The organism is Corynebacterium sp. CCUG 51687 (assembly GCF_024453995.1).
GTDB classification, from domain to species: domain Bacteria; phylum Actinomycetota; class Actinomycetes; order Mycobacteriales; family Mycobacteriaceae; genus Corynebacterium; species Corynebacterium pseudogenitalium.
This window is the reverse complement of record NZ_JAGPYT010000001.1, coordinates 142,415-163,343: the sequence shown is the minus strand read 5'-3', so window position 1 is coordinate 163,343 and position 20,929 is coordinate 142,415. Positions and strand designations below refer to the sequence as shown.

Sequence of the window (20,929 nt, the reverse complement as noted above, 5' to 3'; positions counted from 1 at the left end):
CTACTCTTCAATCGTCTTATACGGGTTTTCCTCACCTGCTGGCTGGGCGTTCTCTCGCAGTCGCGCCAGCTCTGCATCGCGACGACGAGCTTTTTCCAGCAGCTCTTCCATCCGCGCCGAGGACTCCGGCACCGTATCAAGCTTGAACTCAATCGTAGGAGTAAAGCGGACGCTCAACTGGTCGCCAACAATCTTGCGGATCTGCCCTCGGTGACGGTGCAGCGCCTCTGCAGCCTGATCGTAGTCCGGCTCGTCGTCGATATTCTTTCCGCGGACCGTGTAGTAGACAGTCGCATCATGTAGGTCGCCGGTCATCCGGACGTCCGTAATAGTCACCAATTCGAGGCGACGGTCTTTCACTTCACGCTCTATCGCCGAAGCGACGATCATTTGGATCTGCTTCGCCAGGCGCTGCGCGCGAGGGTTCTCTGACATTTCGTCTCCTTTACTTCATTGGCACTAAACCTCCGAACAGTCTACCCTGCTACGACGCAGCCCACTACTTCAAGAAAAGAAACGGCCCTGCTCACTTCGCGTTTGCGAAGGAGCAGGGCCGTTTTCTCTCTACCGTCTAGTCGCGGGGGACTTCCACCATCTCGTATGCCTCGATGATGTCGTCGACCTGGATGTCCGGGTAGGACAGCACCATGCCGCACTCGTAGCCCTTTGCAACCTCTGTTGCGTCGTCCTTCTCGCGTCGCAGCGAGTCGATGGTCGCGTCCGAGGTAACAACGTTGCCGTCGCGCACGAGGCGAATCTTCGCTCCACGCTTGACCTTGCCTTCGGTAACCATGCAGCCTGCGATGAGGCCGACAGAAGATGCCTTGAAGATCTGACGGATCTCGGCCTTGCCCAGGTCCTTCTCTTCGTAGATCGGCTTCAGCATGCCCTTCAGGGCTGCCTCGACTTCCTCGATCGCCTTGTAGATCACCGAGTAGTAACGGATCTCGACGCCCTCGTTGTTGGCTTCTTCCGTAGCCTTGCCCTCAGCACGGACATTGAATGCCACGATGACAGCGTCGGAAGCGGCCGCGAGCACGACGTTGGTCTGGGTAACAGCACCGACGCCACGGTCGATGATGTTTACCTCGACTTCGTCGTCGACCTCGATCTTGAGCAGCGCCTCCTCCAGAGCTTCCACCGAACCGGCGTTGTCGCCCTTGAGGATGAGGTTGAGCTGGCTGGTCTCCTTGAGCGCCTGATCCAGGTTCTCCAGAGAGACGCGCTTCTTGCTGCGTGCCTGCATAGCAGCGCGATGACGGGCGTCGCGCTGCGCAGCGATCTGGCGGGCAACACGGTCGTCCTCGACTACCAGGAGGTTGTCGCCTGGACCAGGAACGCCATTGAGGCCTTGTACCTGTACCGGGCGGGACGGGCCAGCCTCTTCAACGTCGTTGCCCCACTCGTCGACCATTCGGCGGACACGGCCGAAGTTGCCGCACACAACGATGGAGTCGCCGACGCGCAACGTACCGCGCTGCACGATAACGGTGGAGACTGGGCCACGGCCACGGTCGAGGTGCGACTCGATAGCCACGCCCTGTGCATCCATGTCCGGGTTCGCCTGCAGCTCGAGAGCTGCGTCGGCGGTCAGCAAGACTGCCTCGAGCAGTTCATCGATGCCGGTGCCCTGCTTCGCGGAGATGTCGATGAACATGGTGTCACCGCCGTACTCCTCCGGAACCAGTCCGTATTCGGTCAGCTGACCACGGATCTTCTCCGGCGAAGCCTCCGGCTTATCCACCTTGTTCACTGCAACCACGATAGGCAGGTCTGCAGCCTTGGCGTGGTTGATAGCCTCAACCGTCTGTGGCATCACGCCGTCGTCAGCAGCGACAACGAGGATAGCGAGGTCGGTCGACTTCGCACCGCGGGCACGCATTGCCGTGAACGCCTCGTGACCTGGGGTATCGAGGAAGGTGATCTTACGCTCAACGCCCTCCAACTCAACGGTGGTCTGGTACGCACCGATGCCCTGGGTAATACCGCCGGCCTCGCCGCGCCCAACGTTGGCGCGACGAATTGTATCCAGCAGGCGCGTCTTACCGTGGTCCACGTGACCCATGACAGACACCACTGGTGGGCGCTGTTCAAGGTCCTCTTCGGTGCCTTCATCCTCACCGAACTGGAGGTCGAAGGACTCGAGAAGTTCGCGGTCCTCGTCCTCAGGAGAGACGATCTTAACCTCGTAGTTAATTTCGGCACCGAGTAGCTGCAGCGTCTCCTCGGGGACCGACTGCGTTGCCGTTACCATTTCACCAAGGTTGAACAGAGCCTGCACCAGGTTCGATGCTTCGGTACCGATCTTGTCAGCGAAGTCAGCCAAGGTCGCGCCCTGACGCAGACGCACAGTCTTGCCACCGCCATCAGGAAGGCGTACGCCACCGATGACGTTTGGTGCGTGCATCTCTTCGTACTCGGCCCTCTTCTGACCCTTCGACTTACGACGACGCCCTGGTGCGCCACCTGGACGGCCGAATGCACCAGCGGTTCCGCCACGACGTCCACCGCGACCGCGGAAACCGCCGCCCTGTGGGCCGCCCGGGCCGTGTCCACCACGGCCGCGGCCGTGCCCACGACCACCACGGTTGTCCGACCCAGCCGCCTTGCGTGGCATTTGCGTTGGCGACGGTGCCGCTGCCATATCTGCTGGGGACGGACGACGGCTACCTTGACGCTGCGCGCCAGTCCCGCGACCCTGGCCCTGGTTCTGCCCTGGGCGTGGGCCACCTTGGCCACCGCGACCAGGCTGACCACCACGGCCACCCTGTGCACCGCGACCACCTGGACGTGGAGCTGGTCGTGCCCCACCAGTGTTGGAAGAAAATGGGTTGTTGGCTACCCGTGGGCGGCCACCCGGCTTCGGCATCGGCCGCGGCATACCCGACGGCTTTGGTGCTGCAGGTTTCGCTGCGGCAGGCTTTGGTGCTGCAGGTTTTGCAGCACTTGGCTTTGGTGCCGCAGGCTTTGCTGCTGCAGGCTTCGGGGCAGCTGGCTTAGCAGCGCCGGGCTTTGGAGCGGCTGGTGTGGCAGCGCCGGGCTTTGGTGCTGCAGGTTTTGCAGCACTTGGCTTTGGTGCCGCAGGCTTTGCTGCTGCAGGCTTCGACGCCTTACCAGCGGGCTTCGCTGCATCCTTATCCTTCGCGGATGCTTCTTCTCCGCCACCATTCTTTTGCTCGTACAGTGCCGTCATCTTCTTGACGACGGGAGGCTCAATGGTGGAGGAAGCTGTCTTTACGAATTCGCCCTCTTCCTTCAGAGTGGCGAGTAGTTCCTTGCTTGTTACGCCGAGTCGTTTTGCGAGCTCGTGTACGCGTAGCTTTCCGGGCACGTGTCTCCTCTTAGTTGGGCTAGAGGGCGGCACCGGAAACGGCGACCGGCCTCTAGACGTTGATTATGACTTTCATCGCTGATGCTGCTTCATTGTTGCGTTCTCATCAGTGTTCGGTCTTCCTTACTTCTGTTGGGTCTTTCGCCTTTTCAGCGAGGTACTTGTGTACATGACCTACGTCCGCCGGAGCGGACAGACGGAGGGCGCGAGAGAAAGCTCTACGCTCTTCCGCCAGCTTTAATGCATCCCATGTAGGGGTTATCCACGCTCCCCGCCCAGGTAATGATCGGGTGGGATCTGCAAGAACAACACCTGGAACAGTACCGTCAGCAACAACCCGGAGCAATTCCCTATCTGGAAGTTTCCGGCCTGTGGCTATACAGGTGCGACGACGGATTGAGCGTTTGCTCGCTGAAGTCATCCACACCCTTCTTCCACATACTCGACATTGCTGAACGGCTATCGCGTGGCCAACACCACGATGGGAAAATTAGCCACGGACCAGCCTACGCCACTTTGCCAAGTTTTTATAAGCGTTGTGTGAATTCCCAACACAGAGGCCAGGATGTGGCGTCGTTAATCCGCGGCTGCGTCGGAGTGGATGTCGATCTTCCAACCGGTAAGGCGGGCAGCCAGACGTGCGTTCTGCCCCTCCTTGCCAATCGCAAGTGACAGCTGGTAGTCGGGCACGGTAACGCGCGCTACTTGCGCCACTGGGTCGACGACCTCGACCTTGACAACCTTCGATGGCGCCAGTGAGTTTCCAACATACGTAGCCGGATCCTCTGCCCAGTCGATGATGTCGATCTTTTCCCCGCCGAGCTCCTTCATCACGTTTGAGACGCGCGAGCCGCGCGGGCCGATGCATGCGCCTTTCGCGTTGACACCCTTCACCGTCGCCCGTACAGCGATCTTGGAGCGGTGCCCCGCCTCACGGGCAATGCCCACGATCTCAACGGTGCCATCTGCGATTTCCGGGACCTCAAGCGCGAACAACCCGCGCACGAGCTCAGGGTGCGTGCGCGACAGGCTTACCTGCACACGACGGTCAGACTTATTGACGCCAACTACGTACGCCTTAATGCGGTCACCGTGCTTGAGCGTTTCGGAAGGGATCTTTTCTGCCGGGATGAGCAGGCCATCCTGTGGATCGGCTTCGGTTCCAAGCTGCACCACGGAGATTCCGCGTGCTTCCGCTTGCGCGTCCCGCTGCACGATGCCTGAGACAACAGTACCTTCAGCGCCGGAGTACTCCTCGTACACGCGACCAGCTTCGACGGCCAATAGCTTGCCCTTGATGGCGTCGCGCACGGCCCTCGCACCGATTCGAGAAAAGTTGACCGGGGTGGCGTCGTACTCCGAGATAATTTCGCCCTCAGCGTCGAGCTCAGAAACCATGACGGCAACGTCACCGGTTTCGGAGTCGATGTCGACGCGCGCCTTGTGGTGTTCATCCTGGGGGTGCTCCAGGTTGTCCGTGTATGCGAAGAGCAGCGCCGAGGCGATGGTCTCGAGTAGTTCGTCGAACCCAATTCCTTGCTGTGCTTCGATGTTCTTCAAGACTTGGACGTCAATATTCACTTGTCTTCCTCCGGATCCCTTACAGGGTTGCTGCTACTTCTGCTTCTTCAAACGTCGCCTCGCTGAGTTCTCGCTCAGCAGCGGGCGGCGTGTTGAACTCAATTTCTACCACCGATTTCGGCATTTCGGAAACTTCCAAGATTTGCACCGCCGGGGTCTTCTTCCCTGCCTCGATCAGCGCGACCTTCGTTTCCTCGGAGTTCATCGCGCCAATGCGCCAGATAGAACTCTGGCCGTTGGTGTCGTTGAGCTTCACCAACCGTCCGCGGTTACGACGCCAGTGGCGCGGTGCTGTGAGCGGTAAGTCGACGCCTGGGGTGGTCACTTCCAGCGTGTAACCAGCACCGAATGAGAACGCTCCGACTTCTTCCTGTTCGTCGAGGAACTCCCCGATTTCGTTCGACACTACCTCGAGCTCGTCCAGCGTTGGACGCGCATCGGCATCAAGCGCGATGACAATCTGGGATTTCTTACCAGCCTTCACTGCCTTGACGTGTTCGATGTCCATGTTGTGGCGTTGGGCCAGCGGCTCAATGAGTGTCTCTAGTTCTTGGGGAGTTGGAAAAGCCATGTGCCCACCATAGCGCGACGCAAACGTGCTAGCGTTTTCCCCGTGAAAAAATTGCTGGTTGCTGTTCTTGCGGTGCCGTTGTCGCTGACGCTTTCGTCGTGCGACCTTCTCGGTGTTGTTGGGCCCCGCCCCGACAAAGCAGTGCTTGGCCTTGCGCAACAGGCGACTGCGGATGCGCGCAGTCTTTCGGATCCAGCACTCGCTGAGCTTCGTGGCAAGCAGGCGGATGAGCTTTTTGGAGAGGTTGCGCGACTCTGCGGCAACATTGACGCGGAGTTGCCGCGCAGCTGCGAGTTTTCCACCGGTCCTGGTGAAGCCGTGGGTGTCAGCAATGATGTAGGACTGCAAGAGGTCGTCGAGCAGTCCGTGACAGCTTCTTTGGAGAAGGTTCCAGCGCAGTCGCGAGACTTAGTTGCGGCGCAGGCCGTCGACATCATCGCGGCAATCGGCCCCGAACTCGACGCTGAGGACGTCGCCGCACTGCAAAACAAGGGCGATATCGAGCTTGCCAGTGCGGCGCTCAAAACAGAGTACGAGTTCCTCTATGGGCTGGGGCTGGCAAAGGCGTATGCGGATGCGCCGCTGCACGCGCGTATCGCCACGTTGGAGGACGCCTCCGATGAGCGCGTCGCGTTCCTGCGCACCGCACTGCGCGACGCTGACTCGATTCCAGTCGCAGCAGCTGGGTATCAACTCGCCCACGATGATGCGCTCAATGATGCAGCAGATGCCGAAGCGCTTGTCGACGCCCTCTCCGCCCAGCTCACCAATACCTGGAGGGGAACCGTATCCCAGGCCAGCTCTTCCGAGTGGAAACAACAAAGCCTTATGCTTGCCGCGCACGCGCAGCAAGCATAAGGCTCCTTGCTACTGCCGAATTAGCTTTCGGCGATGAGCTGCTGCAGCTTCGCCACAACCTCACCAGCTGGGACCTCAAGGGTCTCGCCGCCGCGGATGCGAAGCTCAACGATGCCGTCGGCGAACGAGCGACCGAGGATCACAACGAACGGCATGCCGAGCAATTCGGCATCCTTGAACTTGACGCCCGGGGACACCTTTGGGCGGTCGTCGTAAAGTACTTCGATGCCCTTGTCGCTGAGTTCCTGCACGAGTGCGTCGCCGGCTTCCATGGCTGCCTTGTCCTTGTTCGCGACGGCAACGTGTACCTGGTACGGCGCGACTGCAACTGGCCACACGAGGCCCTTCTCGTCGTGCTTCTGCTCCGCGACGACGGCCATCATGCGCGAGATACCGATGCCGTAGGAGCCCATCGTCGGCACGGCGCGCTTGCCATTTTCGTCCAGGATCTGCACATCCATTGCCTCGGTGTACTTGCGACCAAGCTGGAAGATGTGACCCAGTTCAATACCGCGGGCAAGCTTCACTGTGCCGTTGCCGGACGGTGAGGGGTCGCCTTCCTTGATCTCGGCGGCTTCGATGAACCCGTCAACGGTGAAGTCACGTCCAGCAACAAGGCCGACGACGTGCTTCTGAGGAGCGTCTGCACCGGTGATCCACGCGGATCCTTCCACCACGCGCGGGTCCGCGAGGACACGCACGCCATTGGCCTGCAGCGCGCGTGGACCAACGTAGCCCTTGACCAGGAAGTCGCTCTTGGTGAAGTCCTCGTCGCTAGCCAGCTCAAACGTCGCTGGTTCCAGCGAAGCTTCCAGGCGCTTTTCGTCCAGTTCGCGGTCACCCGGGATTAAAACGCCGACCAGTTGCGGGCCGACTGGATTACCGTTCTCGTCGAGCACGCGGGGGTCGTCGACCTTGATCATCATGCACTTCAGGGTGTCGGAGGCTTGGGCAGGGCGGCCGTCGATAAGCACTCCTGCTTCCTGCGCCCACTTCACGAGTGCCGCGATGGTCTCGGAAGCTGGTGTGTCGTGCTCGACGGCTTCCGGCAGACCTTCAATCGGGCGTGGTTCAGGCGCAACCGTGGTCACTGCCTCAACGTTGGCGGCGTAGTCCCCCGCGGTAGACACGGCAAAGGTGTCCTCGCCATTATCGGAGTACGCGAGGAACTCCTCGGATGCGGAGCCACCCATCGCACCTGAGGTGGCCTTGCAGATCTCGTAGCGGATGCCAACGCGGTTGAAGATGCGCTGGTAGGTCTCGCGGTGCTTGGCGTACGCATTATCCAGGCCCTCGTCCGACATGTCGAAGGAGTAGGAGTCCTTCATCACGAACTCGCGGCCGCGCAGGATGCCGGCGCGGGGGCGTGCTTCGTCGCGGTACTTGGTTTGGATTTGGTAGAGGGTGACCGGGAAGTCCTTGTAGGAGGAGTACATGTCCTTGACCGCCGCGGTGAACATCTCTTCGTGGGTCGGACCAAGCAGCATGTCGGCGCCCTTACGGTCTTTGAGGCGGAACAGGTCATCGCCGTATTCGGTCCAGCGGTTGGTGAGCTCGTATGGTTCGCGTGGAAGAAGGGCTGGGAACAACAGCTCTTGTGCGCCCATGCTGTTCATTTCTTCACGGACGATGCCTTCGATCTTGCGCAGGGTGCGAAGCCCAAGTGGGAGCCAGTTGTAAACGCCCGGCGCGGCGCGGCGGACGTAGCCTGCTCGGACGAGCAGTTTGTGGCTTGGAACTTCGGCATCGGCTGGGTCTTCGCGCAGCGTGCGCAGGAAGAGCTCTGACAGGCGTGTAATCATGGGGCATATCTTAGCGCTAGGGTGAGTTGCATGTTGATCCTGCTCCCTCCTTCCGAGACGAAGGCGCCTGGCGGCGAGCGCGACGCCATGTCTGTCTCCTTCCCTGCCCTGGATTCGGTGCGCGCTTCGCTTATCGACGACCTCTCCGCAATGGACGTGGACGAGATGATGGCGCTGCTGAAGATTCCAAAGACGAAGCGGGAGGAGGCGGTGGAGAATCAATCGTTGCGGTCGGGTCCGGTGATGCCTGCGATTTATCGCTATACGGGGGTGTTGTATGACGCGCTTGATCCTGAGACGTTGCCGGATGATGCGATTCGCCGTTTGGCGGTTGGCTCGGCGCTGTTTGGCGTTGTGCGTGCTGATGACATGATTCCGCGGTATCGCGTCTCTGCCTCGTCGAAGGTGCCTGCTGCGGATGGGTCGCTGCCGACGATGCGGGCGCGTTGGGGGTCAGCGGTTTCGTCAGCGCTTGCGCAGGAACCGTTCGTGGTGGATATGCGCTCTGGCGCCTACGAGAAGCTGGGGCCTGTCGATGGTGCGGTGACGGTGAGGGTGGAGTCCGTTGCCCCGGATGGGTCGCGCAAGGTGGTCAGTCACTTCAATAAGCATTACAAGGGGCTGTTGGCCAGGGCATTGGCGTGTGGGCCGGAGGTGGCGTCGATAAGTGAAATCGCCGAGGTTGCCGAGGCCGCGGGCTATGCTGTCGAGGTGAATGGTTTGGTGCTGACGCTTGTGGTGGAAGGGACGTAGATGGGTGCGCCGGTGAACTGGAAACCGTGGGGTGTTGCCGCCATTGTGCTGCTAGCGCACGTGGCGCTGTTGCTGCTGTACTGGGACAGTATTCCTGACCCTGTTGCGACGCATTTTGACGCGTCGGGCCAGGCGGATAGTTGGGAGCCGAAGACGCCACTGCACGTGCTGATGATGCCGCTGTATTCAGCAGGAACTGCCCTGCTAATGTTGGCGTGCCTTCCTCCACGTGGACTTGCACAGCCACAGCCGGTCCCTGGGAGTCCCTCCGTACCGTACTCGGTGAGTGTTGCGCAGCGGGTAGAACAGGTTGTGCACCTGACGTGGCGCTTCTTGGGGTGGTTCGCGGTAGCGGTTGCTGTCGCGTTTCTCGTCAGCGACGTGACAACGCGCCTGCCAGCATTTGCTCACATACAGTGGTTGGCCCCCGCTGTTTGGGTGGCGTTCACCATCCTGGTTGTCGTCGGCAGTCTCGTGCTGATGGTGCGGCTGACGTCCTCGAAGAAGGTCGAGCCCGATGCGGAGGAGATTGCCCGAGCTGATGACGAATTCTTCTTAGGCGTCTACAACGCCCCGAGCGATCCGATGGCCGCAATTTCAGTTCCGTCCCGGCCGACTCGCCTCATCATCAACCGTGGGCAGCAGCTGGGCAAACGGTACTTGGTACGGATGCTGGCCGCTGTCGTGGTGTACACGCTCTTCACGGTGCTGGTGGCCATGCTATGAAAAAGGTGTTTGGGCTCCTCGCCGCCATTGTGCTGCTCGCTGTCGGCAGCTGGGTCTGGCAGCAAGTCGATGCCCCGGAAGTACGCGTAGCGAGCGTCGTCGATGGCGACACAATCGTTGTCGACGGCCCCGCTGGGCAAGAGCGCGTTCGCCTGCTCGGGATTGACACTCCGGAGCGTGGCGAGTGCTTAGCTGACGACGCAACCCGGCGTCTCGAGGAGCTCCTCCCCGAAGGCACGGGCGTACGCCTCGAATACGACCAGGAGCGCACCGACCGCTACGGGCGCACACTTGCCGGAGTGTTTCGCGACGGCCAATTCGTCAACGCCGTGATGGTGTCCGAGGGGCTTGCCCGCGTCGTCGAGTACGCGCCGAACACGAAGTTCACGCAGCGCCTCGAGGCAGAGGCCGCACCTGCGGTGCGCGATTCCCTCGGCATCTACGGTCTTGGGCCTGAGTGCTGGTTTACCGAACCCACGCAACAGGTCACCTTCGAGATGCTCACCACCGGCATCGAGGAGCTCGAGCGCTCCCCCGGCGACCGCGGGCTTGCCGGCCGCTGCCAGCACTACGTCGACGCACTGCGCGACAGCGTGAAGCGCACGCGAAACTTCACGTCCCGCGAGCCCGCCATGGAGTACCTCGACGAACAGCAACGCCTTATCGACGAGCTGTCAACACCGTAAACTTCGAGTTCCTCGCCACCTGCTCCACCTGTGCAAAACGCTTCGTGACCTGGGCACGGTACGGCAGGTGCGAGTTGAACACTATGAAGAGCTGACCGCCCGGTTTCAACAGGCGATGCGATGCGTTCAGCAGATGCTCCACCAGCGTCGTGTCCACGGTCGTGCCCGCGTGAAATGGAGGGTTGAGCGCCACGGTGTCGAAGGAGGCGTCGGCAAACTTGCTTCCGGCATCATCCCAGGTCGCGTCAATACCGATCGCGCGGGCGGAAAGCACCGCGTCCGCATCAGCATCCGTGGCACACACCTCCCCCTCAAGCCCCTTCGAAACAGCCCCATTACCGCAACCGAGGTCCAATAGCGCGCCGGGGGCGTCCGGAAGACACGACCGCAGCAGCTGCCCGCCGTAGTCCGCCCGCGCCCCCGCGAAGACGCCTCCGATGGCAACGAACCCGTTTTCTTCTACCGGCGTGTAGGACACAGGCTTTGGGCCACGCGCCGCGAGGCAGCGGAATTTACCTCTACCCCGCGTGGCGTGCACCTCAACGAAGGACTGCTCCAACACGCTGTTCATGGTCCGACTCAGGTGCTTGTTGTTCGCCCCCAACACGACGTCCGCCTGCGTAAACCCTGCACCCGCGATACTGCGCGCGAGGTAGTCAAGGCGCGCGAGCGACTTCGGCATCTCTCCCAACGCAACGCACGAACCGGACAACCCCGCCAGGTACTCATCGAGACGCTGATCACCGACGACCTCTGCGCCCAACGCTGCTGCTTGCCGGCAGCGGGAGTAGTCCGTGTCCGCGACGACGACACGCTTCCCGCTTTCCACCCCGGCACGCACAAGCGCCCCGGTCGGGTCGTTGCACACGATGAGCATGTCGGCTGACTCGAACCCCTCGAGTTCACTCGCCTGCTCCCAGATCAGCCGGTCAAGCGCGCGCACGGCCACTTACCTCCCACTGCGTCAACACCAGGTACTGCTGCATGTTCTCTCCTTTTGCTCCTTGCCCAGACAGTTTAGGCTGTTGGCATGCATTACCCCGAGCTCCACCAACACTTTGCGGAAACACTCCCAGGCATGGTCGGCACGGTGGCGCCCACGCACTTCCCCAACGCCCAGGTGAGCTACCTCAACGAGTCAGTCGCGTCCGAGCTCGACCTCGACACGGAGTGGCTCCGAAGCGATGAGGGCATCGCCTGGATGACAGGTGCGACGGGCGGCGTTGCAACCGCCTACGCAGGCCACCAATTCGGCGCGTTCGTGCCCCTGCTTGGCGACGGCCGCGCAACCCTCCTCGGCGACCGCAACGGCTACGAAATCCAACTGAAAGGCAGCGGGCGTACCCCTTTCTCCCGCCCAGGCTCCGACGGGAAAGGCCCACTGACCGCCATGCTGCGCGAGTACCTGGTCTCGGAACATATGCATGCAATCGGAGTGCCGACCACACGCGCACTGGCCGTTATCAGTACCGGGGAGACGATCATGCGCAACAGTGGCCCAGTTCCAGCAGGCATCGTGGTCCGCGTCGCGCGCTCCCACCTACGCGTTGGCTCGGTGCAGTACGCAGCAACTCAGTCCCATGAACTCTTGGAAGCCGTCGTGCACGCCGCGGGTTTCGATGCTGCGGAAAGGCTGCTGGAAGGGGTCGTCGACAAGCAACTTGAACTGGTAGCGCAGTGGATGCGCTACGGGTTCGTGCACGGCGTCATGAACACGGACAACACCGCGCTCAGCGGCGAAACCATCGACTACGGACCCTGCGCCTTCACCCAAGGGTTTGACCCGCACTCATGCTTCTCATCCATTGATCGGCATGGACGCTACTGCTTCGGAGCTCAGCCAAACGTGATCGCATGGAATCTAGTGCGACTCGCGGAAGGGCTCTTGCCACTGATGCCGGAATCGCGGGCCAACGAGATCCTTACCACTATCCCTGAGCGCTGGGAGGGCGCCACCAAGCGCTGGTTCGGACCGGAAGGCCTCGATGCGGTAGTAGGTGTCGACGACCTCGCTGACTACAACCGTAAACACGGTGTGAACGGACGCCCAGGTCCGTTGTATGTGCCAAAAAACTTCGCGCTACAAGACGCACTCGACGCGTTCGAGCACGTTGGCGACTACAGTCCGTTCACCGCTTTGCTCCAGGCAGTCACCCACCCATACGACCCGGACGCCGGGGAGCCGTGGATGCTCGAGAAGGAACCTGACGGCGCATTCACGACGTTCTGCGGAACGTAAAAGCCACACGGCGCCGGTACAACCGGAAGCCGTGTGGCCGATACTTTCAAGCGGCTACTACGCCTGGAGACCAAGCGTCTTTTGCGTCCACTCCCACTGCTTCTCATACGCCGCCTTGTCATCGCGCAGCGATACGCCGTAGGTCGGGAACATCTCGCGCAACTTGTCGCCCCAGGAGACCATGCGCTCGCCGAAGCAGCGCTCCAGCAGCTCAATCATCGCAGCCGGGGTAATCGACGCACCCGGCGACGCACCCAGGATGCCCGCGATCGTGCCGTCCTGGTCGTTGACCAGCGCGGTACCGAACTCGAGCGAACCAAACTTCGGTGCACGTGCAGGCTTAATCACCTGGACACGCTGGCCTGCGACAGCCACATCCCAGTCGGCAGGGTTTACCTCCGGGTAGTACTGACGCAGCACGTCGATCTTGCCGTCAAAATCGCGGAAGACTTCCTCCACCAGGTACTTCACCAAGCCGATGTTTGACGCAGCGACACCAAGGTAGGACGGAATGTTATCCGGACGAATCGACTTAAACAGGTCCAAGTACGAGCCCTTCTTCAAGAACTTCGGGCTCCAACCACCGTACGGGCCAAACAGTAGTGACTGCTCACCGTCAACAACGCGGAGGTCAAGGTGAGGAACGGACATTGGGGGCGCGCCCACCTTTGCCTTGCCGTACACCTTCGCTTGGTGCTGCGCAACCAGCTCCTGGTTGTTGGTACGCAGCCACATGCCGGAAATCGGGAACCCGGCGTAACCATGCACCTCCGGCACGCCTGCCTTACGCAACAAGTCGAGCGCGTAGCCACCCGCACCCACGAACACGAAACGCGCACGCGCGACATGCTTGTCGCCTGTGTGGACATTGCGGACGGTGACATTCCATAGCTTGCCCTCGCGCTTAAGATTCACTACTTCGTGCCCATAGTGGATCTGGGTACCAGCCTTCTCGGAGGCGTCGAAAAACTGGCGAGTCAGCGCACCGTAGTTAATGTCAGTACCCGCGTCCATCCAGGAAATTGCAACAGGCTCAGCACCAAAGTCGCGGCCCTTCGCCATCAGAGGAAGCTTCTCAGCAAACTTGTCTTCATCCGCCGAGAACTGCATACCCGGGAACATGTGGTTCGCAGACAGGGCCTCGTAACGGCGACGCAGGTAGTCGATCTGGTCCTGCCCCTGCGCGAACGAAACGTGCGGGACAGGGTGAATGAACTCGCTTGGGTCCCCCAACTTGCCATTGTCGATCTGATGGGACCAGAACTGGCGCGCGATCTGGAACTTCTCATTAATCGCGAGCGCCTTTGCAATCTGAATCTGCCCATTCTTTTCAGGCGTGTAGTTCAACTCACACAGCGCAGAGTGCCCGGTACCCGCGTTGTTGAGCGGGTACGAGGACTCTTGCGCTGGCCCCTCAAGTCGCTCATACACTGCTTGAGTCCACTCCGGCTCAAGCTCCCGGATCATTGCTCCCAGCGTGGCACTCATAATTCCGGCGCCGATATGCAGTACGTCAACCTCATCAACGTACTGGATGTTGCCCGTCTCAGACATTAGTAATATTCCCTCTTCGATCCATATCGTTGTACGAGTGCAACGCACATTTCAGGCAGGTGCGTAACCTCTCTAACCATACGCTTGTTGGCTGAACAGTTTCCACCTTACGTTACCCCTTATGCCCACATTTTGTGTTTGCTTCATACTTGCAGCCACCCCACCCCTACACCCGCCCCCACCCCCTAGACCAAATGGCAAACATGGCTACTTGCGCAGCCCAAGCAAGTTCCTAGCCAGTCCGTTACCATTCCTACATGGCCAAAATTAGGAGCAACCACTGGCAACCAGACATATTGGGGGACGGATTCGAACAACTTACGCTCCCCCTCGGGGAAGACCCTGATACCCACCAGCCGGTCGTAGCGACACTCGTACGAATGACCTCGCCACCGCCGCCCAAACCGGGACAACCAGCCCTGCTCTGGATTCATGGCATGTCCGATTACTTTTTCCAGGATCATGTCGCCGAACACTTCCACGAACAGGGTTATCCATTTTATGCACTCGACCTTCGTCGCTGCGGGCGCTCTCGACAGCGAGGTGAGCGCTGGCACTACACCCGGGATATGTCCCACTATTTCCCGGAAATCACGAAAGCGGTGCAGTACGTAGCCCAGGAACACGGCCAGGTAGTACTACTCGCACACTCAACGGGCGGGCTTATCGCGCCTCTGTGGGCCGATGAGACGCGCCGCAACAACCCCGAAGTCCACAACGTCGTCGCCGGCATCATCCTGAACAGCCCCTGGCTTGACCTGCAGTTCCCGAAATCACTGACGACGGTGTTCAAGCCAGTCATCAATACTCTCGGCAAAGTTGTTCCGCTGCTGCCACTCCCAGGAGGAAGTCTCACCGCCTACGGTAAATCTCTCCACTACGAGGATCATGGTTCATGGTCCTTCAACAAGCAGTGGAAACCGATCTCCGGGCATCGGAAATATTTCGGCTGGATGCGCGCTGTGCTTCAGGCGCAGGCAAAGATTCACTCGGGAACGGTCAACGCGGGTGTTCCAACGCTGGTCCTGCATTCCTCGCATTCTTTTTTGAAAGACGAGTACACCCCAGCTGCTGATACCGCGGATACCATCTTGGACGTCGACCAGATCAGCTACTGGGCACCCCACGTTGCGGACGACACCACCACCATCGCCATCGATGGTGCCCGCCACGACGTGTTCCTCTCTGAGCCGTACTCACGCACAGCCGCCTATCGCGCCTCCATCCAGTGGCTGCAGACCCTCACAACACCTAAGGAGTAACCAATGAGCATTCACGTAGACGAGCATTTTGACCTCATTATTATCGGCACCGGGTCCGGCAACTCGATCCTCACCCCAGACTTCGACGATAAAAAGGTAGCCATCGTCGAGGAAGGTACTTTCGGCGGCACGTGCCTTAACGTCGGCTGCATTCCTACAAAGATGTACGTCCTCGCCGCCGACGCCGCCTACCAGGCCCGCACTTCCAAGAAGCTCGGTGTTGACCTCGAATATCGAGGCGTCGATTGGCCATCCATCGTCGACCGTGTCTTCACCGAGCGCATCGACAAGATCGCTGAGGGCGGCGAAGCCTACCGCCGCGGCGACGAGTGCCCCAACGTCACCGTCTTCGACAAGCACGCCACCTTCGTCGGCCCCAAAACACTCTCAACAGGCATCGGCGACGAAGCTCGCACCATTTCCGCAGACGAGATCGTGATCGCGGCGGGCTCCCGCCCATTCATCCCCGAGTGGGCAAGGAACGTGCCCTTCCACACGAACGAGGACATCATGCGCCTTCCGGAGCTTCCCAAGTCCCTGACCATCGTTGGCGGCGGTTTCATCGCCATGGAGTTCGCCCACGTCTTCGATGCCCTAGGTACCAAAGTCACTGTGGTGAACCGCTCACCATTCCTCCGCGCCTTAGATAAGGACATCACGCAGCGCTTCAATGAACTCGCCCAAAAGCGTTTCGACGTCCACTTCGGCACCGTCCGCGACGCCCAGCACAACGAAGACGGCGTAACCCTCACCCTCGACGACGGCACCACCATCACCAGCGAGCACCTTCTGATCGGCATGGGCCGTATCCCGAACGGCGACCAGATGTCGCTCGAGGCATCCGGCATCGATATGGAAGATGATGGTCGCGTGGCCGTCGATAGTTACGGGCGCACCTCCTGCCCCGGCGTGTGGGCTCTCGGTGACGTATCCTCTCCGTACCAACTCAAGCATGTAGCTAACGCGGAGATGCGCGCTGTGCGCCACAACCTACTGGCGGCGATGAATGGCGCCCCAGAATCCGAGTACCGCGTCATGCCGCACGAACATGTCCCATTCGCCGTCTTCACCGAGCCACAGATCGCCACCGTTGGCCTCACGGAGGAGGAAGCAACGAGCGCAGGCTACGACATCACCGTCAAACAACAGAACTACGGTGACGTTGCCTACGGCTGGGCGCTCGAGGACACCTCAGGCATCGTTAAGCTTGTTGCGGATAGGAAAACTGGGAAGCTGCTGGGAGCTCACCTTATTGGTCCACAGGCCTCAACACTGATCCAACAACTCATCACGATCATGGCGTTCCACATGGACCTGCGAGAGGTTGTACGCCAGCAGTACTGGATCCACCCCGCCCTGCCTGAGGTTATCGAGAACGCAATTCTTGGTCTTGACCTTGTATTTATCGGCGATTAAAACTTCCAACCACCCCAAAATGGGGTGGTGCACATTCTAGGTAAGGGAACCCTATTTTCCACACACGTTTCCCCAGGTGACTGAGTTACCTGTAACGCCTGTGACGTGCGCGACGATTCCCTAGTTGGTGCAGCAGGCCATACGCGACCTAACTGAAAGTTCTCTCACGGGTTTTTTGGGATAACTTGTGCAAACTTGGTCGCGTTGGTCTAAAGTAGGTCACCGACACCGGGCAGAGTCCACATGGGGCTTGCTATCGGTCCTAGAACCTTCACCGGTTCTGGATTTCTCCGAACTTCCACCCGGACGTCTTGTAAGTAACTATCAGAGAAGGATTTCGTTTCATGCGTAATTTCCGTAAGGCAGCCCTCGCAGGCGCTACCGCAGTCGCTGTAGCATTCGGCTCCGCAACCGTCGCTATTGCTGAAGAGAGCACACCAGCTCCGACCACCCCAATCGTTGCAGATAAGCCAATCGACAAGACCGAGGGTCGCGGTGGCTCCTCCACGAAGATCGGCCACTGGTTCGAAGCTTGGGAAAAGGACGGCGACAAGACGGTCGCTAAGGGTGCTGATGGCGAGGACCTCTTCGGCATCGAGAAGCACAACTGGGAAGCACAGCCAAAGTGGGCACGCTGGGGCTACATCTTCACCGTGTTCACCTCCGTTGCTGCAGCAGTCGGCCTGATCGTTGGACCTGCTTACAACTTCGTTGTTCACGGTCTGCCAGCAGCCAAGTAAGTAATCGCGGATTTCCGCAACTGAATCAATAAATTTCGAAAGAAGGAAACTCAATGCGTAACTTCCGCACCGCAGCTGTTGCTTCCGCAACCGCACTGACCGTTGCTCTCGGTGGCATTGCTACCGCTTCTGCAGAGGAAACGACCCCAACCACTACTCAGAAGTCTGACCGCCAGGTTGTCTTTGTCGGCAAGGTAAAGGACACCGACAAGGACGCCGGCAAGGTCATCTCCGACGGCACCAAGGGCCTGTTCTCCGGCAAGGGTTCTTCCCACTACTACAACGACTCCGACAAGCCTTTCTACATCACCGATGCTTTCGGTAAGGAGACCGACGCTGCTGCTGTCCCACAGTGGGCACGCGCTTGGATCGACGGCACTGTCATCGCTTCTATCGGTGCACTGGTTGGCCTGATCATCGCTGGCTTCAACTTCGCTTCCTACAACGGCCTGATCAAGCTCTAAGATCAGCCCCTTAGGAAACGCCACTGCCCTGTCGCAACACGCGACAGGGCAGTTTTCTATTCGGCAAAATAAAACCGCTGCTGGCGTCTTAGGTTAGGACAAGCACCAGCCGCGGTTCAGCACGTTCAGGAACTGTTTATGCTCCCAACATCAGCTGGCCCTCAGCAACGTCCTTATCCGGAATGGTGAGGATCTCGTTGCCGTCGTCAGTGATTACAAGCGTGTGCTCGAATTGGGCTGAGAACTTGCCATCACGGTTTTGCACCGTCCAGCCGTTGTCCCAAATGTCGTACGGCAGTGCGCCGAGATTGATCATCGGCTCGATCGTCAGCGTCATACCGGGCTCCAGGATGTCCCGGTAAGCATCCGAGTCGTAGTGGAGCACCACGAGTCCGTTGTGGAACGTGGGACCAACCCCGTGGCCAGTAAAGTCGGTGACCACGTTGTAGCCGAAGCGCTTCGCATAGGACTCAATGACGCGACCGATCACGTTGATCTCACGGCCAGGCTTAGCCACCTTGATACCGCGCATCATCGCCTCGTACGTGCGCTGGACCAGATCCTTATGCTCCTGGGTTACATCGCCGGCGAGGAACGTCGCATTTGTATCACCGTGGACGCCGTTCTTATACGCGGTGACGTCGATGTTGACGATGTCGCCGTCCTCAATCACGGTGGTATCCGGGATGCCATGGCACACGATCTCGTTCAAAGACACGCAACACGACTTCGGGAAACCGCGGTAGCCAAGCGTGGACGGGTATGCACCGTGGTCAAGCATGTACTCGTGGGCGACGCGGTCGATCTCGTCGGTTGTCACACCAGGCTTCACTGCTGCACCCGCAACCGCCAAAGCATTCGCGGCGATCTTGGAGCTCTCGCGCATCTTCTCGATCGTCTCGGCGTCCTGCACGTACGGCTCGCCGATGTTCTCCTGTACGTCGTCCTTCCAGGCGTACTCGGGACGCTCAATGTCCTTCGGAACCTTCCGGATTGGGGTGGACGCTTCTTGCTTTAGTTTTCCTCGTTTGCTCATGCGCCCCATAGTAGTACCTGCCTACTGAGGTCGAACTAACCCCCGCGCGACTGGTCGAGATTCACCAGCATCGAATTCGTCAACGCGACTGCAGCCTCCGAGCCGCCGCCAAGCACGACCAAGGCGGCAAACGCAATGTCATCATTAACACGATAGCCGGTGAACCACGAGTGAGAACCTCGGTTGATTTCGGCCTCACCAGTCTTGCCACGGATATCACCACCGGCGGTCATTCCCGCCGCGGTACCACCCGGGGCGGTCACCGCCGCCATCATTTCCTGGAGCTGGTGCCACGCCTCGTCAGGCATACGGGGCGCAGACTCGCTCAGCTCAGTCTCCGCCCCCTTGATCAGGTATGGCGTCGGCATCGACCCGTTTGCTGCAGACGCCGCCACAAGCGCCATGCCGAACGGGCTCACAAGGTCGTGGCCCTGCCCGTATCCGGCCTCTGTCCTATCAAGTGGCTCCTCACCTACCGGGATCGAGCCGGTGATTGTCTCCAGGCCTGGAATCTTCATATCGAGGCCCAACCCGAACTGCTTGCCGATATCTCGGAGCTCACCAGGAGCGAGCTTCGTCGAAATGTCGGCGAATGTCGTGTTGCACGAGTGCGCAAATGCCGACTGTAGTGAGACGTTGCCGAGGGAGAACCCGGCGTAGTTCGTCACGGTCCTGCCGTACAGGTTCATGGTTCCCGGGCAGGGCACTGTGCTACCTGGTGTAAGGGCTTGTCTCTCCAGACCAGCAGCCGCCGTGATGATCTTAAACGTTGAGCCTGGCGGATACTGGCCCATCGTCGCAAGGTTGCCCTCGCGGTCAGCTTCACGCGTCTGCGCAACAGCAAGCACCGCGCCATTGGATGGGCGGATAGCAACAATCATCGCCTGTCGTCCGGCATACGGCTCGAGCGCCCGCTCTGCAGCCAGCTGCACGCTGTGGTCCAGGCTTACCTCAATCGCGGGTGCAGGAGCCGGGGCGTGGCGTTCGATATCCTCCAGCACCGCGCCGTGCTCGTTGACCACGCTCACGCTCCAGCCGGCATCACCAATCAAGTCATCACGAACGAGCTCACCAACGCGAGCGAGCATATCCGGCGCGAAATCCGGCTCGATATTCACCATCGCCGCTTCCTCGTTGATACGCACTCCCGGCGCAGCGCTAAACGCTGCCTTGGCAGCATCACCGAATTCGGCTGGCACCATCGCAACTGAGTACGTGCCCTGAGCCTGAAGGAGGCTGTTCTCTAGTTCATCCGCGGGAATCTCGGGCACCGCGGATGACTTACCACGGGCATCGTGGAGGAAGGCAGAAATCCTACGAGCGGTGTCCGGGATGTCGCGCACCGCGTGCTTTTCCACCAGAATGCGGAACGCTGTTCCCGGCCGCAGCAGCTCTACCCCATCGGAAGAAACGACACTCGCCTTCGATGCTGCTACCGAGCGCAGTTCCAGGTGCTGCTGCGCACCCAAACGCGAGTGCAAGACGCTCGGCTGCCAACGTACGGTCCACTTCTCACCGATCTGGGTCAACGTCATATGCGAGTCGTATTCGACCGTGCGTTCTTTCGGCAGGCCCCACTTCAAGTGGTACGAGACAGTCGCAAGGTTGTCACTTTGATGAACATCGGTGATCGTCGCCTCAAGCGATTCCGCCTGGAGCCCGTCGACCGTTTCTTGGAATGATGCGTGGGCCTCGGAGGGGACGTCGACAAGTTCTTGAAAATTAGTCCCGTCGAGGCTGACAAGGGCATCGAGAAACTCGCGTGCGACGGGCTCAACATCATTCGGACGCGGTGTGCATGCTGTGGCCAGCGCGCCCGTGAAAACTACGCTCAGGAGCAAAGCGAGGAGACGTTGCATGGACCTAAAATACCAAGGTCACCGAACAAACATCGCCTGCGCCACTCCCAC

General features: G+C 60.0%; 19 protein-coding genes. 9 read left to right on the top strand and 10 right to left on the bottom strand.

Annotated elements, in window-relative coordinates; translation table 11 throughout:
• From rbfA to rimP, 5 genes are all read right to left on the bottom strand, one after another.
• Nucleotides 1–435: a 30S ribosome-binding factor RbfA gene (gene rbfA / locus KBX13_RS00750; protein WP_256020309.1), complete on the bottom strand. Its 435-nt coding sequence runs from the start codon at nt 433–435 to the stop codon at nt 1–3.
• 136 nt (nt 436–571) lie between these two features.
• Nucleotides 572–3,331, bottom strand: a complete 2,760-nt coding sequence (gene infB, locus KBX13_RS00745; RefSeq protein ID WP_256020307.1) for a translation initiation factor IF-2 — start codon at nt 3,329–3,331, stop codon at nt 572–574.
• Between the two features lie 106 nt (nt 3,332–3,437).
• Nucleotides 3,438–3,752 (bottom strand): YlxR family protein, encoded by a 315-nt coding sequence (locus KBX13_RS00740; protein ID WP_256005092.1) that lies wholly within the window; start codon nt 3,750–3,752, stop codon nt 3,438–3,440.
• Between the two features lie 155 nt (nt 3,753–3,907).
• Nucleotides 3,908–4,912, bottom strand: coding sequence for a transcription termination factor NusA (nusA, locus tag KBX13_RS00735; protein ID WP_070478894.1), 1,005 nt, complete (start codon nt 4,910–4,912; stop codon nt 3,908–3,910).
• Between the two features lie 19 nt (nt 4,913–4,931).
• Nucleotides 4,932–5,483, bottom strand: a complete 552-nt coding sequence (gene rimP, locus KBX13_RS00730) for a ribosome maturation factor RimP (RefSeq protein ID WP_070362302.1) — start codon at nt 5,481–5,483, stop codon at nt 4,932–4,934.
• A 42-nt stretch (nt 5,484–5,525) separates the two neighbouring features.
• On the opposite strand from rimP, the gene KBX13_RS00725 reads away from it, so the two are divergent.
• A complete protein-coding gene (locus KBX13_RS00725) occupies nt 5,526–6,341 on the top strand; it encodes a DUF4439 domain-containing protein (RefSeq protein ID WP_256020306.1) in 816 nt (271 codons plus the stop codon).
• 20 nt (nt 6,342–6,361) lie between these two features.
• Here KBX13_RS00725 and KBX13_RS00720 read toward each other — a convergent pair whose 3' ends face one another.
• The gene (locus tag KBX13_RS00720) at nt 6,362–8,143 is read right to left on the bottom strand and encodes a proline--tRNA ligase (RefSeq protein ID WP_256020304.1); all 1,782 of its coding nucleotides are present in this window, start codon (nt 8,141–8,143) and stop codon (nt 6,362–6,364) included.
• A 30-nt stretch (nt 8,144–8,173) separates the two neighbouring features.
• Between KBX13_RS00720 and yaaA the strand changes: the two genes are divergently transcribed.
• The 3 genes from yaaA to KBX13_RS00705 are packed head-to-tail and all read left to right on the top strand — an operon-like array spanning nt 8,174 to nt 10,308.
• Nucleotides 8,174–8,896: a peroxide stress protein YaaA gene (gene yaaA / locus KBX13_RS00715; RefSeq protein WP_256020302.1), complete on the top strand. Its 723-nt coding sequence runs from the start codon at nt 8,174–8,176 to the stop codon at nt 8,894–8,896.
• The gene (locus KBX13_RS00710; RefSeq protein WP_070362298.1) at nt 8,897–9,622 is read left to right on the top strand and encodes a DUF1648 domain-containing protein; all 726 of its coding nucleotides are present in this window, start codon (nt 8,897–8,899) and stop codon (nt 9,620–9,622) included. It begins immediately after the preceding gene.
• Nucleotides 9,619–10,308: a thermonuclease family protein gene (locus tag KBX13_RS00705; protein ID WP_256020300.1), complete on the top strand. Its 690-nt coding sequence runs from the start codon at nt 9,619–9,621 to the stop codon at nt 10,306–10,308. The genes KBX13_RS00710 and KBX13_RS00705 overlap by 4 nt, the downstream gene beginning before the upstream one ends.
• Here KBX13_RS00705 and KBX13_RS00700 read toward each other — a convergent pair.
• Nucleotides 10,283–11,251 (bottom strand): methyltransferase, encoded by a 969-nt coding sequence (locus KBX13_RS00700; protein ID WP_256020299.1) that lies wholly within the window; start codon nt 11,249–11,251, stop codon nt 10,283–10,285. The genes KBX13_RS00705 and KBX13_RS00700 overlap by 26 nt on opposite strands.
• Before the next feature lie 87 nt (nt 11,252–11,338).
• On the opposite strand from KBX13_RS00700, the gene KBX13_RS00695 reads away from it, so the two are divergent.
• Nucleotides 11,339–12,547: a protein adenylyltransferase SelO family protein gene (locus KBX13_RS00695; RefSeq protein ID WP_256020297.1), complete on the top strand. Its 1,209-nt coding sequence runs from the start codon at nt 11,339–11,341 to the stop codon at nt 12,545–12,547.
• A 57-nt stretch (nt 12,548–12,604) separates the two neighbouring features.
• Here KBX13_RS00695 and mqo read toward each other — a convergent pair whose 3' ends face one another.
• A complete protein-coding gene (gene mqo / locus KBX13_RS00690; protein WP_256020295.1) occupies nt 12,605–14,101 on the bottom strand; it encodes a malate dehydrogenase (quinone) in 1,497 nt (498 codons plus the stop codon).
• 257 nt (nt 14,102–14,358) lie between these two features.
• Between mqo and KBX13_RS00685 the strand changes: the two genes are divergently transcribed.
• The 4 genes from KBX13_RS00685 (at nt 14,359) to KBX13_RS00670 (ending at nt 17,983) form a co-directional block, all read left to right on the top strand.
• Nucleotides 14,359–15,363, top strand: coding sequence for an alpha/beta hydrolase (locus tag KBX13_RS00685; protein ID WP_256020294.1), 1,005 nt, complete (start codon nt 14,359–14,361; stop codon nt 15,361–15,363).
• Between the two features lie 3 nt (nt 15,364–15,366).
• Nucleotides 15,367–16,779, top strand: a complete 1,413-nt coding sequence (mtr, locus tag KBX13_RS00680) for a mycothione reductase (protein WP_256020292.1) — start codon at nt 15,367–15,369, stop codon at nt 16,777–16,779.
• A gap of 344 nt (nt 16,780–17,123) precedes the next feature.
• Nucleotides 17,124–17,519: a hypothetical protein gene (locus KBX13_RS00675; protein ID WP_256020290.1), complete on the top strand. Its 396-nt coding sequence runs from the start codon at nt 17,124–17,126 to the stop codon at nt 17,517–17,519.
• Between the two features lie 53 nt (nt 17,520–17,572).
• On the top strand, nt 17,573–17,983 hold the full coding sequence (locus KBX13_RS00670) for a hypothetical protein (protein WP_256020289.1): 411 nt from the start codon (nt 17,573–17,575) through the stop codon (nt 17,981–17,983).
• Nucleotides 17,984–18,119: 136 nt separating this feature from the next.
• Here KBX13_RS00670 and map read toward each other — a convergent pair whose 3' ends face one another.
• Together map and KBX13_RS00660 are read right to left on the bottom strand one after the other, a co-directional pair.
• A complete protein-coding gene (map, locus tag KBX13_RS00665; RefSeq protein ID WP_256020287.1) occupies nt 18,120–19,019 on the bottom strand; it encodes a type I methionyl aminopeptidase in 900 nt (299 codons plus the stop codon).
• A 35-nt stretch (nt 19,020–19,054) separates the two neighbouring features.
• Nucleotides 19,055–20,878, bottom strand: coding sequence for a penicillin-binding transpeptidase domain-containing protein (locus tag KBX13_RS00660; RefSeq protein ID WP_256020285.1), 1,824 nt, complete (start codon nt 20,876–20,878; stop codon nt 19,055–19,057).
• Nucleotides 20,879–20,929 lie beyond the last annotated feature (51 nt).

What these genes read in the sequence shown, in the direction of transcription:
- rbfA (WP_256020309.1), bottom strand. Translation starts at nt 435, where the DNA reads ATGTCAGAGAACCCTCGCGCGCAGCGCCTGGCGAAGCAGATCCAAATG.
- KBX13_RS00740 (WP_256005092.1), bottom strand. Translation starts at nt 3,752, where the DNA reads ATGACTTCAGCGAGCAAACGCTCAATCCGTCGTCGCACCTGTATAGCC.
- rimP (WP_070362302.1), bottom strand. Translation starts at nt 5,483, where the DNA reads ATGGCTTTTCCAACTCCCCAAGAACTAGAGACACTCATTGAGCCGCTG.
- KBX13_RS00720 (WP_256020304.1), bottom strand. Translation starts at nt 8,143, where the DNA reads ATGATTACACGCCTGTCAGAGCTCTTCCTGCGCACGCTGCGCGAAGAC.
- yaaA (WP_256020302.1), top strand. Translation starts at nt 8,174, where the DNA reads ATGTTGATCCTGCTCCCTCCTTCCGAGACGAAGGCGCCTGGCGGCGAG.
- KBX13_RS00710 (WP_070362298.1), top strand. Translation starts at nt 8,897, where the DNA reads ATGGGTGCGCCGGTGAACTGGAAACCGTGGGGTGTTGCCGCCATTGTG.
- KBX13_RS00705 (WP_256020300.1), top strand. Translation starts at nt 9,619, where the DNA reads ATGAAAAAGGTGTTTGGGCTCCTCGCCGCCATTGTGCTGCTCGCTGTC.
- KBX13_RS00695 (WP_256020297.1), top strand. Translation starts at nt 11,339, where the DNA reads ATGCATTACCCCGAGCTCCACCAACACTTTGCGGAAACACTCCCAGGC.
- mqo (WP_256020295.1), bottom strand. Translation starts at nt 14,101, where the DNA reads ATGTCTGAGACGGGCAACATCCAGTACGTTGATGAGGTTGACGTACTG.
- KBX13_RS00685 (WP_256020294.1), top strand. Translation starts at nt 14,359, where the DNA reads ATGGCCAAAATTAGGAGCAACCACTGGCAACCAGACATATTGGGGGAC.
- mtr (WP_256020292.1), top strand. Translation starts at nt 15,367, where the DNA reads ATGAGCATTCACGTAGACGAGCATTTTGACCTCATTATTATCGGCACC.
- KBX13_RS00675 (WP_256020290.1), top strand. Translation starts at nt 17,124, where the DNA reads ATGCGTAATTTCCGTAAGGCAGCCCTCGCAGGCGCTACCGCAGTCGCT.
- KBX13_RS00670 (WP_256020289.1), top strand. Translation starts at nt 17,573, where the DNA reads ATGCGTAACTTCCGCACCGCAGCTGTTGCTTCCGCAACCGCACTGACC.
- map (WP_256020287.1), bottom strand. Translation starts at nt 19,019, where the DNA reads ATGAGCAAACGAGGAAAACTAAAGCAAGAAGCGTCCACCCCAATCCGG.
- KBX13_RS00660 (WP_256020285.1), bottom strand. Translation starts at nt 20,878, where the DNA reads ATGCAACGTCTCCTCGCTTTGCTCCTGAGCGTAGTTTTCACGGGCGCG.